At 56.5% G+C, this 14,458-nt stretch carries 9 protein-coding genes; 3 read left to right on the forward strand and 6 right to left on the reverse strand.

Translation table 11 applies throughout. From position 1 onward, the window contains the following. Window positions 1-22: 22 nt before the first annotated feature. Together ACKUUH_RS04565 and ACKUUH_RS04570 are read right to left on the reverse strand one after the other, a co-directional pair. Window positions 23-523, reverse strand: coding sequence for a PAS domain-containing protein (locus ACKUUH_RS04565; protein WP_322314550.1), 501 nt, complete (start codon window positions 521-523; stop codon window positions 23-25). A gap of 113 nt (window positions 524-636) precedes the next feature. After that, window positions 637-1,728: a glutathione S-transferase C-terminal domain-containing protein gene (locus ACKUUH_RS04570; protein ID WP_407948681.1), complete on the reverse strand. Its 1,092-nt coding sequence runs from the start codon at window positions 1,726-1,728 to the stop codon at window positions 637-639. A 1,059-nt stretch (window positions 1,729-2,787) separates the two neighbouring features. Here ACKUUH_RS04570 and ACKUUH_RS04575 point away from each other — a divergent pair. Further along, a complete protein-coding gene (locus ACKUUH_RS04575; protein ID WP_407948682.1) occupies window positions 2,788-3,774 on the forward strand; it encodes an integrase in 987 nt (328 codons plus the stop codon). 238 nt (window positions 3,775-4,012) lie between these two features. Further along, window positions 4,013-5,038 carry a hypothetical protein gene (locus ACKUUH_RS04580; RefSeq protein WP_407948683.1) on the forward strand — a complete coding sequence of 342 codons (1,026 nt, stop codon included), beginning with the start codon at window positions 4,013-4,015 and terminating at the stop codon, window positions 5,036-5,038. Window positions 5,039-5,446: 408 nt separating this feature from the next. Here ACKUUH_RS04580 and ACKUUH_RS04585 read toward each other — a convergent pair whose 3' ends face one another. Next, window positions 5,447-6,028, reverse strand: coding sequence for a recombinase family protein (locus ACKUUH_RS04585; protein ID WP_407948684.1), 582 nt, complete (start codon window positions 6,026-6,028; stop codon window positions 5,447-5,449). A 214-nt stretch (window positions 6,029-6,242) separates the two neighbouring features. On the opposite strand from ACKUUH_RS04585, the gene ACKUUH_RS04590 reads away from it, so the two are divergent. Further along, window positions 6,243-6,869 carry a hypothetical protein gene (locus tag ACKUUH_RS04590; RefSeq protein WP_407948685.1) on the forward strand — a complete coding sequence of 209 codons (627 nt, stop codon included), beginning with the start codon at window positions 6,243-6,245 and terminating at the stop codon, window positions 6,867-6,869. A gap of 345 nt (window positions 6,870-7,214) precedes the next feature. Here ACKUUH_RS04590 and ACKUUH_RS04595 read toward each other — a convergent pair whose 3' ends face one another. Genes ACKUUH_RS04595 through ACKUUH_RS04605 form a run of 3 tightly spaced genes read right to left on the reverse strand, consistent with a single transcriptional unit; the run spans window position 7,215 to window position 14,424 of the window. Further along, on the reverse strand, window positions 7,215-10,283 hold the full coding sequence (locus ACKUUH_RS04595) for a type I restriction endonuclease subunit R (RefSeq protein ID WP_407948687.1): 3,069 nt from the start codon (window positions 10,281-10,283) through the stop codon (window positions 7,215-7,217). Between the two features lie 56 nt (window positions 10,284-10,339). Next, a complete protein-coding gene (locus ACKUUH_RS04600) occupies window positions 10,340-12,259 on the reverse strand; it encodes a restriction endonuclease subunit S (RefSeq protein WP_407948688.1) in 1,920 nt (639 codons plus the stop codon). Further along, on the reverse strand, window positions 12,259-14,424 hold the full coding sequence (locus tag ACKUUH_RS04605; RefSeq protein ID WP_407948689.1) for an N-6 DNA methylase: 2,166 nt from the start codon (window positions 14,422-14,424) through the stop codon (window positions 12,259-12,261). Before ACKUUH_RS04605 ends, ACKUUH_RS04600 begins: the two co-directional genes overlap by 1 nt. Window positions 14,425-14,458 lie beyond the last annotated feature (34 nt).

The raw sequence follows: 14,458 nt of genomic DNA on the forward strand, positions 1-14,458 counted from the left end.
TTTCCCGGACGGCGAACCGCGTTCAGGCCGAGGCGCGCTTTATCAATTCGCCCATCACCATGTCGACCGATCCGCTGCCCGTGGTAAGCGGCATCAGCACCGCCTCGACCGCCGTCAAGGGTTGAGCCCTTGCGAAGACGGCGGCGCCATAAAGACGGAGCGGACGGCGCAACTGACAGACGATGCCGAAAACCCTGGCAAGGGCAGCCGCCGATTTCGCCGGCATTTCGCCTTCGAGCGAGCGGCCCGTGAAATCGCGCGCAAAGAGATCGTTGAGGGCCGTGCCCATCAGCCGGACACGAAAATCGGACAGCGTGAGAGCGGGAGGCCGGGCATCGATCAGAAAAACCGAGGGAAGGTGATTGACGATGTCGCCGGGGCTCACATCGGTGCGCGCCGGAAACGGCCTGCCGCCGCGCTTGCTCTGCCAATAGGCGAACATTTCGCGCAGGCGCGCGTCCTGAAAAGCGAGCAGCGGATCGATGTAAACGTCAAAGGGCGCAAGCCGCAATGGCTCAGACATGGAACGCAAAACTCTCGGGTCTGGCCCCTGAGGGCCGCGCGGTTTTCCGGGGGCTCCTTCCTATATGCCATATCGGGACAACCGCCAAGCGGCGGCATGGGCGTCTGCCGGGTTCAGAAGGGCCCCGATTGCGGCTCGGCCACATCGTGACGCGGAACGGAGATAGCCGACGCCTCACCCGGCGCGAGCTGAAGCGCCTCCCAGCAGCCGTGGCGGCGGAGTATCTCTTCAAGTCCGGATGCACCGTTCGCCAGAGCCTCCGCAAGGGCGAGCTTCAGCGCACCGAGACAACGCTGCTTGTAGCGGTTGGCGCGCGCGACGAAAGGCTGCCCGCGAAGATGCGTGGACAAGGTCGCATCGCCCGCCGCAACCGCGGCAGCGTTGGCCGTCATGTAGGGCAGGTAGACCTCGCCGATCAGCGCGAGCAGCTTCCCGGCACCGGGTCCCGGCGGGTCTCCCGCGTCCTGCCAGACACCATCCATGCCCGAGGCGTCGTCCAGGTCCTGTACCCATTGGAAGGTGCGCACCGCCTTGCGGCGCATGATCGCCGACGCTGTCGGGTCGATCGCACATTGCGACAGCTGACCGTAGAGGCCGAAATCGGCTATTGACGGCCGGCTGCCGAACAGGAAACGGCTGCACTCGAGCTGCGCTTCCATCGCCGCAAGGATTTCCTCATAGGTCGCGCGCAGCAGGGGACGATTGACCGTACGGTCGCCAAGGGACGCCAGAAGACCAGTCTGGCGGGCGCGAAAGCGGCTGATGATTTCGTCGAATTGCGGCGCCGGCATTGCGCCGAGCCAACCGGCCATCTGCCGCGTCGAACAGAAGGCCTGATCGGCCTCGGCGTCCCATCGCATGTCGAAGAGCGCGAGGACCAGCCACTCATCCGCAAAATCCTCAATCAGCAAAGACAGAAAACGCTGCGCCGGATCGGCAGGAAGCACGCTTCGCCGGTCCGGGTAGCGGCGTTCGAGTTCAAGGATCATCGGCGTGGTGTCAGCCCAGTAGTCGCCCTCGGGTGCCTGTACGACCGGAATGACAGGCTTGCCGGCTTCCTTCAACTCGCCGCTTTCGGCGAGAAAGCCCGTCGGCACGATCCAGACATGCGGCAGACGCCGGTAGCGCATCACCGCGCGCATCTTCAGGGAGAAGGGGGAACCGGGGCCGCCAAGAATGCGCCAGGCAGGCTGTGTGTTCGTCATTTCCATCTCCCGGGAACGTGGCAATCGATGGGCCGGCCGCGCCCTGGAATTCGGGGCAGGCCTCCCTCCCGCTCCCCATAATCCGGGGCTGGCACTGCCGCAATGCCCGAATTGCCGTGTACCGCGATACGGAATTCACACCGGCCCGGAGTCCGCCCCCGCCCATTGTTTGCGGCCGCGAATTGTTCTACCTTGCGGCCCGCTCGGCAGGCCGCCTTCCCTGTGGCTTGCCCCTTGGCACCCGTAGCTCAGCTGGATAGAGCGCTGCCCTCCGAATCCTCCGGATACGGATTTTCTTCGAAATATCAATCCCTTAGGTAGGCTGCATCCGTTGTGACTCTCGCGTCACTGGGCGTGTCGAAATACCTATTAGAGGCACAAACCCGGCACACTGCCGCGAACCCCAATATGAGGTTGCATGCTGTCAACTTTGGAGGTTGCGGATGTCAACTTTTGTCAACTTTCAGGGCCTGAACAAGCCTGCGAAATATATATTCGACGTTTTGAAAAACGTAAACCGAGCGCCAAATGGCCGATTTGGTTGCCCAAAGTTGACAAAAGTTTCCCTAAAGTTGACAGAAATCACCTGATTTTCTTTTTTTGCCGAAACTGTCAACTTTGCCCCTGAGAATAGGTATTTCTTGGGGCGCTTCGGTTCGTCTCACCAACTGCGAAAATCGACTTCAGAGAATAGTATTTCGTCAGTTCGTTGCCGACGTTCTTCCCGGCACGAATGCGCCGTTGCCGCACTTGGCCCTGCCTCAAAAATACATATTCACGACGTTGCGCCGGAAGCGTGCCCCGAGACTCAGGGCGAGCGTTTTCGGAATGCACGTATCGCTCTGCGCAGATCGAGAATGCTCGCCCACGCACGCCCCTGAGCGTTTTAGCGCAAATCCAAGAGAGGAGCGCGGGGAGCGCTGCCCTGCACAGACAGCGCTTCCTCGACAGGCGCCGATGCTCCTCCACGCTTCCCGTCGAGCGACGTTCCGGGAAACTCCTTGGCCTGGTCTCGGGGGCGTCCTAGTCAGCATGAGGCACAGTGGGAGAACACGCTTCATGGCTACGATACGCAAACTGAGAGGACGATGGCAGGCACAAGTTCGGCGCAAAGGTCTGCCGCCAAGAGCAAAGAGCTTCGACACACGAAGCGACGCTGAAAAATGGGCTCGCAATCTTGAAGCTGAGGCGGATCGCGGTAGTGTCCTCGCCGACACACGCCTCGCCGAGAACATGACGATCCGGGAGTTGCTGGAGCGCTATTTAGAGGAAGTGACGCCCACAAAACGAGGAGCGTCCGCTGAGAGCTACCGGCTCAAAGCGATGATCGGACGTTCTATCGCTCACCGGACGCTCGCCATGCTGAAGCCAGAGCATATCGCCGTCTATCGTGACGAACGTCTTGAGGCGATCAGTCCCGGCACCGTCCTCAAGGAACTAAATGTCCTTGCTCACGCGATTGACGTTGGACGGCGCGAATGGGGGATCAATATTCAGCAGAACCCATGCCGGATGGTTCGCCGCCCCAAGCCGCCGCGCGGACGAGATCGCCGTCTTAAGCCCGGAGAAGAGGAGCGCCTGCTGACTGCGTCAGACGCCGGACGCAGCCTGTGGATGCGTCCTCTGATTGTCCTGGCGCTTGAGACAGCCATGCGACAGGGCGAACTGCTGGCGCTTGAATGGAGCGATATAGACGAAGAGCGGCGTCTTGCGCATCTCGACCTTACGAAGAATGGCGACGCCAGAGACGTGCCGCTGTCTCGCCGTGCTCTCGAAGCTCTCGCGGAGTTAAAGACATTGAAAGTGGACGACCGGGTGGTGCCAACGACGCGCTCGGCGGTCGGTCAAGCGTGGCTCCACCTTCGCGCCAGAGCCGGGAGCGATGACCTCCATTTCCATGATTTGCGCCACGAGGCGGTTACGCGGCTTCTGGAACGAGGTCTCAATGTCATCGAGGTTTCGACGATATCGGGACACAAGGAACTCCGGATGCTTCAGCGCTACAGCCATTTGAAGCCTGCCGATCTCGTTGCAAAGCTCGGTTGAAAAAATCTACGAGAAATCGGTCGTCCGGTCGGACAAGCGCTATAACGGTAATCATCCTTCCATTTGGATGATTACCGCCATGCGACGTTATCTCGCTCCCATTCCTTTTGCTAAAGCACCCGGGCCTCTAGAGGTGCTGCCGTATCGGCTTCAATCCAGTATCTCGAAGCAAGCCAGGTTCGCTGGCAGATTCATCCTGATCCCACAGATTGACCTATCCGACTTCAGGAGCCGCGCGGTGATCGACTGGGTCCGCGTAAGCATTACGCTCGCCCGACAGACCCAACACCAATGGCTACAAGCGACGATTCAGCCTTATGTAGACCGGCAGCAGATGATTAGACCGGTCGCGCCGATCTCTGGAACTGCTACCGACCGGTTCGAAATCACATTTCAAGAACCGCGTCTGGGGAAGATTTCGGACGCACTTGACGCGATTGAAGCTGCCTACGGCTTTGTAATTCCCGCCCAGTGCGATGCAATCGAGGTAAGTGTCGACTTTACTCCGAGGATACCGTCAGCCTCAAGCCGCAGGCTTATGTTTCGCGCTTTGAGCCACCACTTCCTGCCGAAGATTGACCTCTTCGCCGTAAAGACGGCGCAACCGCGCTTCGCGTGGGGAGCTGGAAAGGATTTCACGCGTTTCACGGTCCCATCATGGAAGCTCATAAAGGCGGATGAGTTCCACTATGCCGTCAACGACTACGATTGCCCTGCTACCGCCGACGCCACTTTCTACGTAGGTGCAAAAGATGAGCAGATCATGTGGCGGATCATGGACAAAGTCATCGATCGTCAGAATAGGTCCGCCGGAAGCTTCGTTGATCTGGAAGAGCATAGAAAACGGGTCCGCATTGAAGTCACACTCCAAGGCTCTGAAATTGACCTTCTGGGAATAAGACCCATAAGCAGCCTGCTTCGGTTTGACTTCACCAAGCTGAAAACCCGTTACTTCTCATTCAAGCTGCCTACCTTTTCAGATGGCCTCCATCCAACCGGGATTTCTATTGTCGGACAAGAAGTGGAAGATCGGCGGATAGCCAAGTTTTTGAAAACAGGCATCATCGGCTTGTCTTTGATGGACGCCGCGCGCGGACGTTTTCGTGACAAACACAGGAAAGACTTCGTGCGCTTCTTCAAGGAAAGAGGACTGCGCACGCCGCGTAAGATGCAGTCAGGTCAGCTTGGACCCATGCTTGCCTATGGTGAGCTAGACAGGCGTGTAGAGATGGCTCTTAGGAAGCTGACGATAAGGGAGAAGTAGCGTAGAGGGTGGAAAGCAGGTGTAGAGATAGAGGTAACAGCAGAATTAGTTATTAGGGCGCCCGCTACCTGCGGGACATAGAAGAGGAAGTCCGGGGTAATTTCAGCGAAACGTAGCGGACTCGGGGGCGGAACTTTGGTCGGAAAAACTTGTCGCGCTCTTACCGTCATCGAAGTCCTAGAAAGAGCCATCTCAAGCTAAGGGGATGCAGCCTGTGTTCACGAGCGTCCCCGGCTCCTAGGCTCCTCTTAGCGAGCTGACACAGCCAGGACGGCAAGATTCGCCGGAGTCGTTTTAAGCGTCACTGGCGAGCTTTTGCCTCGGGCGCGCGCTCTGCACTCGCGAAACGCGAAACCTCACCAGCGCGCTTCTGTGAGTCTCTGGTGAGATTCCCAAACGCATAGATGGCTAGCAAGTCGCGGGCGACAACTTGCGATGCTCGCGGATCAGTCGTGAGAGCGTGCGAGGATGGACGCCGTAGCGTTCCGCCACCTCTTCCAGAGGCCGCCGCATCTTCTCGACTGCCCTGCGCGCTTCCGCCTTCTGCTTCTCGGTCAGCGCCGGACGCCGGCCGATCCTCTGCCCCTTAGCGCGAGCCGCAGCCATGCCGGCGCGGGTGCGTTCGCTCAGGATGGCGCGTTCAAACTCGGCCATGGCACCCATGATATGGAAGGTCAGACGCCCGCCGGACGAACTCGTATCAATCGCCTCGGTCAGGGATCGAAACTCAACGCCCCGGTCGCCGAGCTCATTGATGAGCTGAATGAGTTCGATCAACGACCTCCCCAACCGGTCGAGCCGCCAGACGATCAGCATGCTTCCGGGCTCCAATGCGGACAGCGCCTTTGTCAGTCCGGGGCGTTCGAACTTGGCACCAGAGACTCCCTGATCTGTAAACAGACGGTCGCAGCCGGAGTTGGTCAGTGCCGACACCTGCAGGTCGAGCAATTGCTCGTGGGTCGATACGCGCGCATAGCCAATCCTCTTCATCCCGTCACTCCGCACTGCACCTGGACAGCTCACCGGCTGCTACGGCTCCTTGACATAAAGGAACCCTTATCCGATAGCTGAAAGCATCGATTTCCGATCCTCATAAGTCATTGATTTTGCAGTGAGTGACATCGAGGCACAGGGAATTTTCCCGACCGCACAAAAGGGTTCCCTTTTGTGCGGCCAATTCCACACCATCAGGACCGCATAAGCAATGACACCTAAAGCTATCGCCTTCGGAGCCCTCGTTACAATCGTCGTCATCGCCACGGTTTGGTTTCTCACCTCAGAGTCACCGTCGCATCCCGCCAAAATTATCGAGGATGGCCAGCAGCATTCCGTCGTCACGATGCGCTTCGATGCCTTCTCTTCGTCCAGCTTCGACGGCATCACCGCCGAAATATCGGGCAGGCTTCTAGATATCCGGGTAGGTGACGAAGAAATCGATGCTCCGGGGGTCTTCCGTATGACCTGTAAGAACGGAAGCGATCAATCTATTGCGATGCTCATACCCGGCACTGAGGCCCTTTGGTCAAAGGACAGCGATGACTTCGTTCGCGGTGCGGTATCTGGTTCGGATAGTCCAGCGTCAAACTCTGAGACACTCAGTCCGAGCGAGTTCGTTCCTGTGAGTGTTCTTCTTCGAGAGGGAAGTCTCCTGGTCTCCGTGAACGGGAGCGCAACGAGGATGCTTCGGACTTGGTATGAGGGAGCGACTGTTCAGATTGACTTCAAAATCGACGGTCAAAGCCCGGCGCGAGTTTCCGTGTTGTCCCCAACTTCAGACAATGCGAACAGAGAGATTGCGTCAACCATTCAGGCTTGCAGTTTAATGCGGTAATCGTTGAATTGCTCAAAGTCGTCAATGGAAATTCGCAGAGCAACAAGGTTTGCGCAGCGAAACGTCAGAAGGTCTGTAAGACACAACTTTGACAAATTTCAAATCGTTGAGGCAACACGCCTTTAATCAGGAAAAGCCCGAACAGCTCACTCGGCCGCAGCCTCCCTGCATAGTTCGACGAGTCTGAATTCATCGATGCGTCCGAAGGCATGAATCGATGATTCCGAAATCATCGAATTGCAGACTCCCCACTTCGACGATTTAAAATTCGTCGAAACGGGCCACAACCAACAATTTTTTATAGCCCCTCGCCAAAACTCCTAAACTGTTTGGATCCTTCATACTTCAGTGACGCTGCCTCGCTCTAATACGGTCGTAGAGTTCGCGAGCTAGCCCGTTGTGAACAGTCGATCGAAAAAGCGGATCACTCATCACCTTCGAGAAGACTTCCTCGTTTCCATCCATACGGTCGATGAACAGTTCATCCAGCATCCGCTCAAGATAGGAAGAGAAATTTTCATACTTGTTGGCTAGCGCAGCTTCAACAATTCGTGTGTCGCTCTCGGCGCTCTCTCTCACCTGTTCAAAGAAGAGCTGATCCGCACGCGTGAAGTTAGTGCCGAACCGCTCGTTCAAACGCTCTACCAAGTCTTCAAGCCCAACCTCTTCGTCCTTTCGCCGCGCGGAGCCAACATCAGTAGGGCCTTTGAGCGGGTCCACTTCTCCAACAGACAGGTCGATAGTGCCTTGCGCTACCTGCTGGATTCGGAAGTATTTCAGGGCGACCTCATCATCCAGCACGAACGAGGTGCCATCACCGGGCGGCGGCAGCTTGGATAGGAGGTTTCGGCAGAAAGTGTAGAACTGCTCTAGCTCGCTATCCTGATAGGGAATGATTTGAGAGAGAAAAGCGTAAAGATTTCGGAATGCCTTCAGTTGGCCTCGAAACTCCTCTCGCTCTTCTTCCTCATGGTCTTGAAACGTGGCAACCACTCTATCCAAAATTGCATTCATTGTTCGGTGATCAGATGACGTATGATCCATACGCTTGCTATACCAGACCGCTGAGAATGCACTAACGTCCTCCGGTGTGAAGATAGCCCACTCTATTAAAAGGTGCTGAAGTTCGTTCAAGCGTTGGGGGTTGGCATTCTCACCGACAGGGGTCGTTTCGTAATAAGGCTTGAAGGCTTTGTATATTTCATCCTCTTCATTTACGAAGTCGAGAACGAAAGTTCGTGACTTTCCCGGAGCTATACGGTTCAGACGCGACAAAGTTTGGACAGCTTGAACGCCTGCGAGCCTCTTCACTACATACATGGTCTGCAAGAGCGGTTGATCGAAGCCTGTCTGGTATTTTTCTGCGACCAGGAGAACCCGAAATTCATCACCACTAAATGTCTCCGCCAGCTCCACCTCTGGAAGCCCATTGTTCAGACCTACTTCTGTATAGGCGCTACCTGGGAGGACGGGATCTTCAACAGTTCCCGAAAATGCAACGAGAGACTTGATGCCGGTATAGCCTCGATCTGCGATATATCTATCAAAGGCCAGCTTGTATCGAACCGCCTCAAGACGAGAACCTGCGACGACCATCGCTTTAGCGCGCCCCCCGATTTCGTGCATCACGTTAGCGCGAAAGTGCTCCACGATTACGGTCACAACCTGTTCGATATTGTGCGGATGAAGAGTCAAGAACTGCGTCAGCGCCCTCGCCGCCGCCCGCTTCGGCACTTTTAGGTCACCCTCTATTTGCTTCACCAATCCGTAAAAGCGTTTGTAGGTCGTGTAGTTCCTGAGAACGTCCATGATGAAGCCTTCATCTACAGCTTGCTTCATGGTGTATTCATGGAAGGGCGACTGCCCATCCGGTCCCGGCTCATCGAACATTGCCTTGGTTTTGAACTTAGGCGTGGCAGTGAAGGCGAAGAAACTCAGATTCGGCTGACGGCCCCTTTTCAGGGTCTCGCGTAAAATCGCCCGCTTCGATTCTTCGGTCAGACTACCATCCTCGACATCCGATAACTGGCCGGCTATCGCAGCTTCAATACCATCCTTGTTCAACATCCCGCGTAAGGCCGTCGCGGTTTCTCCGGTCTGGGAAGAATGCGCCTCGTCCACAATTACGGCATACCGCTTGCCGGAGGTGCGAAGGGCCAGTTCCTCGCCTCTTTCCTCCAAGGTTCGTAACGCCTGGGCGATGAAGGGAAATTTCTGGATAGTGGAAATGATAATCGGCACACCGTTCGAGATCGAACGGGCAAGCTGCTGGGTATTCTCGTCGATCTTCTCGACGACCCCGGTCTTGTGCTCGAATTGATAAATCGTGTTCTGGAGTTGTTGATCCAAAACCAGCCGATCTGTCACGACAATGACCGAGTGGAATATCTTAGCGTCGGTGTCGTCATGTAGCCCCGCAAGGCGATGAGCTAGCCATGCGATGCTGTTGGACTTCCCCGAACCCGCCGAATGTTGGATCAGGTAATTTCGACCCGCGCCGTGCTCCTTCGCATGGACCACCAGCTTTCGCACCGCGTCGAGCTGATGATACCTAGGGAAAATCATCGTCTCCTTACGGACGGTTTTCGGTCCATGAGTTGTTGAAACTTTTTTTTCTTTTATCTCAAGGTGCATGAACCGCTGCAGGATGTCCAAGAGGCTATCTCGCTCAAGAACCTCGTCCCAGAGATAAGCCGTCTTCCAGTTGTCCTCCACGGGCGGGTTGCCTGCACCACGGTTAAAACCTCTGTTGAAAGGCAGGAAGGAGGTCTCACCAGCTTTGAGATGCGTTGTCATCCACGCTTCGTCCGGGTCTACGGCAAAGTGGACAAGCGCGCGCTCCTTGAACTTGAACATCAAGTCACGTTCGTCACGATCACGCATGTATTGCTTTTTGGCATCTTCGGCCCGCTGCCCGGTGATCGGATTTTTAAGCTCGACCGTAACGACTGGCAGACCATTTACGGCGAGCGTTACATCGAGGATGCAGCGTCGGTTGCCGCCGCCGGGAGCCTTAATCAGAGAGGTAAATGCCACTTGCCGTGTGATGGTAAGTCTGTTTTTTGCATAAAGCGCAGCAGTCTCTGGGTTGATGCCGGAATTCGGGCGGAAATACGCGAGCCGGAGAGTCTTGCCATAGCAGCGGAAGCCATGCCGCAAGACATGCAACGTGCCCTTGGTGGCCAGTTCCTTGGTCAGATCGGACAAAACCTGCGCTTCGACCTCACCTTTCAAAAGAATTCCCAACTGATTCCACTTCTGTCCTTGGGTCTCCTTGAGGAACTCGATCACATCGGCAGGAAATAGGCAGAGCTCCTCATTGAAGTCGGCGGGTGAACGCCGCAAATATCCCCCACGAGAAGTTAACCCGTGCTCGATAGCCATCTCGAATGCTGCTTCGTTATGCCCAGCCATTCCCGTTGCCTCAGAGTTCCCGAATGCGTCATTGCACCCGAGGCCTGTAGTCACAATTACCTTTCGACCGCCTTTTTCTTCGTATGTCTTCCCAGCCCCCGCGGGACAAGCTTCTTTGTGCGCATCCAGTCAAGAGCGCGGCGCCACCGCTCGGGTGCGATTTTTCTCTTGCTGTCGGTCCAGTCGTTCAGGATCAACTCGACGATCTCGTCATCTGTTGGCGTCTTGCCTTCCAACAGCAGGTCATTCCAGGCCGCAAAGGCTGTTGAGACAATCTCAACTTGCTGAGTCCCGGCGGCTCTCAAAAGGGCAAGCAGGTCATCAATCGCCTCCTGCCGGTCGCCAAAATAGCGGTCGAAATAACTCTTATAGCTCTGCACCTTATCGCCACGCCGATAGGACGTGCCCTTGCCGCCTTTGCGCTCCTCCGCCATGATCCAGCTCTGTCGCGCCAGCTGCGAATGAACCGAGCGCATCATCTGCGTGTCGAAAGGGCCCGCAGCGTCGCGGTAGTAGTTTCCCTCGACCTCCTCAATCGCAAGGTGGGCCTCTGATAGGTGCAAAAGTTTCTGAAACTTTACCCGGCCAAAGGTTGGGTGATCGCACAACGTGTCGGCAATATAGGCGGCCAGCACCGAGCGTTTGAAGGCAGCGGGAGCCTCCTTCTTGGCAGGCTTGAGAGATTTGTCGATCAGTAGTGAGGTGATCTTACCTGTTACGGCGGCGGTGACGAGGGCTGCACGGTATTCAGTCAGCTTCCCGATGGAGGCTGAAATTTTCTGTCTTACTTCCTCGATCTTCTCCCCTTGGGTTCGGAGGAACTGCGCGATCTGCCGTTGTTCTTCAATCGGCGGAACTGGGACAGGGATTTCCGCGAACCGTGAGGGATTCAAGTTGGCTTGCCCAATTGCGCGGAGAGCCATCGTTCTCGCATAAGCCAATAGCTGCTCTGTTCCGAAGACGTAGTTTGCGAACTCAGGCAGGTATCGCGGATCAAAGCGGAAGCGCGCCAAGTAGGATGCGAACGAAAGATCACCATCAAAGTTGCCACGATAGATTGCCGACTTTCCAACGAGATCAATGCTGTTCGTTCGGTTGAAAAGCACATCGTTTTCCCGAAGCAGCAAGAACGGCTCTACCTCTTCAACATACTTCAGTTCCGAAAGGTCCAGCTCAAGACCTTGGATGTTGCCCATGCGCAGGATTGCGACGGCTCCCGACTCGGAAAGAGCCTCCGAGATACCATACTCGCGTTCTGTCAGATAACGTTTGATGGGCCAACATTCCCAATGCGCCGGAATCTTGCCCAGCCAGTCAACACCGCTGTCTCTCAGTGGGGCGGTAGGGTTGTGACCGCAGGTGACGGCGCGGGTAATGAGGGCCTGGCGCTTTTCGGCCAGACGGTCCAGAAGCGCCCGCTTCCTCTCTATCAACGCATCAATTCGTGCGGTCTTGTCATCCAGCAACTGCGCAATCCGCCGCTGGGTATCGAGATCGGGAAGCGGCAGGGGCTGATGCCCTACGGTTTCCCAATCGGCACGCGGCATCTTGGTGCCGAAGGTTTCTGCGTTGATCGTATCAATGAAGGCGGACGAGGACAGAACGTAGAACAGGAAGCGAGGCAATATCCTGTCAGAGGCGCGCAGGTTCAACAGCTCGCCCGAACCAATCCCTTCGAACTCTGCGAGATAGACCTTGGCGAGATAGGGGCGCAGCTTGTTGAATAGAACGTCCCCGCGTCGAAACAACCTTCCGTCCTTGTCGACCGGTTCCGGCTGCTCCTTCAACAGCTTGCCTGTCCACGACGCTATATCCTCGTTCGAGATGTAGGGCAGTCGTTCGGCGGCACCGTCTTCAGTGTCCTCGGACTTGGCCGAAGCGAACTCGACCGACCATTTCAGCCAATCCGTCCGCCAGCCTTCGGGCAAGTCCTGTGCCCATGGAGGCGTGTTTTCGACTCGCGCAACGAAACTCATTACACGAGTCCTTTCAACAGCGCGGCGATCTCGCCTTCCAGCGTCTCAATCTCATCCTCGATGACCCCCAGTTCGCGCGGTGGCTGGTAGATGTAGAAGTGGCGGTTAAAGGGGATTTCGTAGCCGATCTTAGTCTTGCTGTAGTCCACCCAGGCATCAGGCACATGGGGCAAAACCTCGGCTGCCATGTAGGCATCAATCACCGGGGTCATCAGCTCGACCACCTCACCATTCAACTTATTCTGCGGATCGGGGCCAAAAGGCATAGGCAGAGGAAGCTCACTCCCATCGGGCAACGGCACATTCTCGGTGTCGCGCAGGTCGGGATCAGGCTCGGGGCGATCATTCACCCAGACGCACTTCTCGGCCTTTTGGTCCTTATTGCCGATGGTGATCCACAGCGTCTTGCGCGCGGACTTGCCCAGCTTGATCCCAAGACTGGCCGCCGCCTCGACCACGTCGGCGTCAAATTCGGCAAGGTCCATGTAAGTGCGAGCGGCATCCATCGCCTCAACCACCGCGCGCAGGTCCGCAACCGGGTGCTTATCGGCATCGAGACTCTCCAGTCGTGCGATGCGGTCAGGCGTCGTGCGGAAATTCATCCGCAGAGGGCGTTCGACGACGATGCGCAGGAAACCAAATTCGTGGTTCTTGAAAATGCGCGAGACAGTGTGGGTTTTTCGCTCGCCGGTTTTCTTGTTGACCACGACCTCGGCCTTTTCACCGTCGCGGTAGTTGCCGTATATGCGGGTCAGGCGCGCGATCTGATCTTCGGTGATCCGGTGACGCTTGTTGTTCAGGCTCTTTTCCATTCGCTCAGCGAAGAGCGTGCCATCGATCAATTGCACCTTGCCGCGACGCTCGGGCAATTTCCGGTTCGTCACCATCCAGACATAAGTGTAGATGCCCGTATTGTAGAATAACTGGTCAGGGAGGCCGATAATCGCATCCAGCCAGTCGTTTTCGATAATCCAGCGACGGATGCTGGAAGGTCCGCCACCCGCGCCACCCGAAAAGAGGGGCGAGCCATTGAACACCACGACGATCTTCGACCCATCGCCACCGTCCTCGGGGCTCGGATGCATCTTTGAGATCATGTGCTGGAGGAAGAGCAGCGAACCATCGTCGATGTCGGGCGTGCCCGCGCCAAATCGGCCATTGAAGCCAAGGGTCTTATGCTCCTTCTCCACTACGGCTTTCTGGTCTTTCCAGTCCACTCCGAACGGAGGATTGGCCAGCATGTAATGGAACCGCTTGCCCTCGAAGCCATCCTTGGTCTTGCCATCACCCAAAGTGTCGCCAAGGACGATGTTGTCGGTATCCTCGTCCTTGATGAGCATGTCCGAGCAACAGATTGCCCAGCTCTCGTCGTTGTATTCCTGCCCGAAGAGAGCGAGGTTTGCGGCCTTGTTGCCTTCGCGGATGAACCTCTCGGACGCCGATAACATGCCGCCCGTGCCGCAGGTCGGGTCATAAATGGTGCGGTAGATGCCGGGTTTATAAACGTCCTGTTCGCCTGTATAGACGAGGTTCGCCATCAGCTCGATGACCTCGCGAGGGGTGAAGTGATCCCCTGCCTCCTCGTTTGCCTGTTCGTTGAAACGCATCACCAGATGCTCGAACAGGTAGCCCATCTGGAGGTTGTCCACCCGATCGGGGTGAAGATCCAAAGTGGCCATCTGCCGAACGATGTTGAACAGACGGTTGCTCGCGTCGAGCTTCTCAATCTGTTCGCTGAAATTAAATTTCTCGAATATCGCGCGGGCAATAGGGGAGAAGCCGTTGATATAGGCGACGAGGTTCGGAGCGATGTTTTCTGCGTCGGCGGTCAGGCGATCGAATGTGAACTTGCTTGTGTTGTAGAGCGGCTGTTTGCGTGTGGGATCGGCCACACGGGCAAGCATCCGCACCATTGCCGGTTCTGGCGTGCTTACGGCTTTAAGGCGGACATATTTGGCGTGGACTCGGTCAACCGTATCCTCCAACAGGCAATCAAGGCGGCGCAGCACTACCATGGGGAGCATGACGAGGCGGTATTGCGGGGGACGATAGGGCCCGCGCAGCCGCTTTGCGATCTCCCAGATTTCGTCCGTGAGTTTCTTATGTTGTTGAATATTCAATGGAAACTGCCCCCGACGACTGCTTTTTTGTTTGTCACGAAGCATTTTTTTTGAATGTTGTCCACCCGGCTAGTTGCGG

This window comes from Parvibaculum sp., assembly GCF_045863935.1.
GTDB lineage: Bacteria > Pseudomonadota > Alphaproteobacteria > Parvibaculales > Parvibaculaceae > Parvibaculum.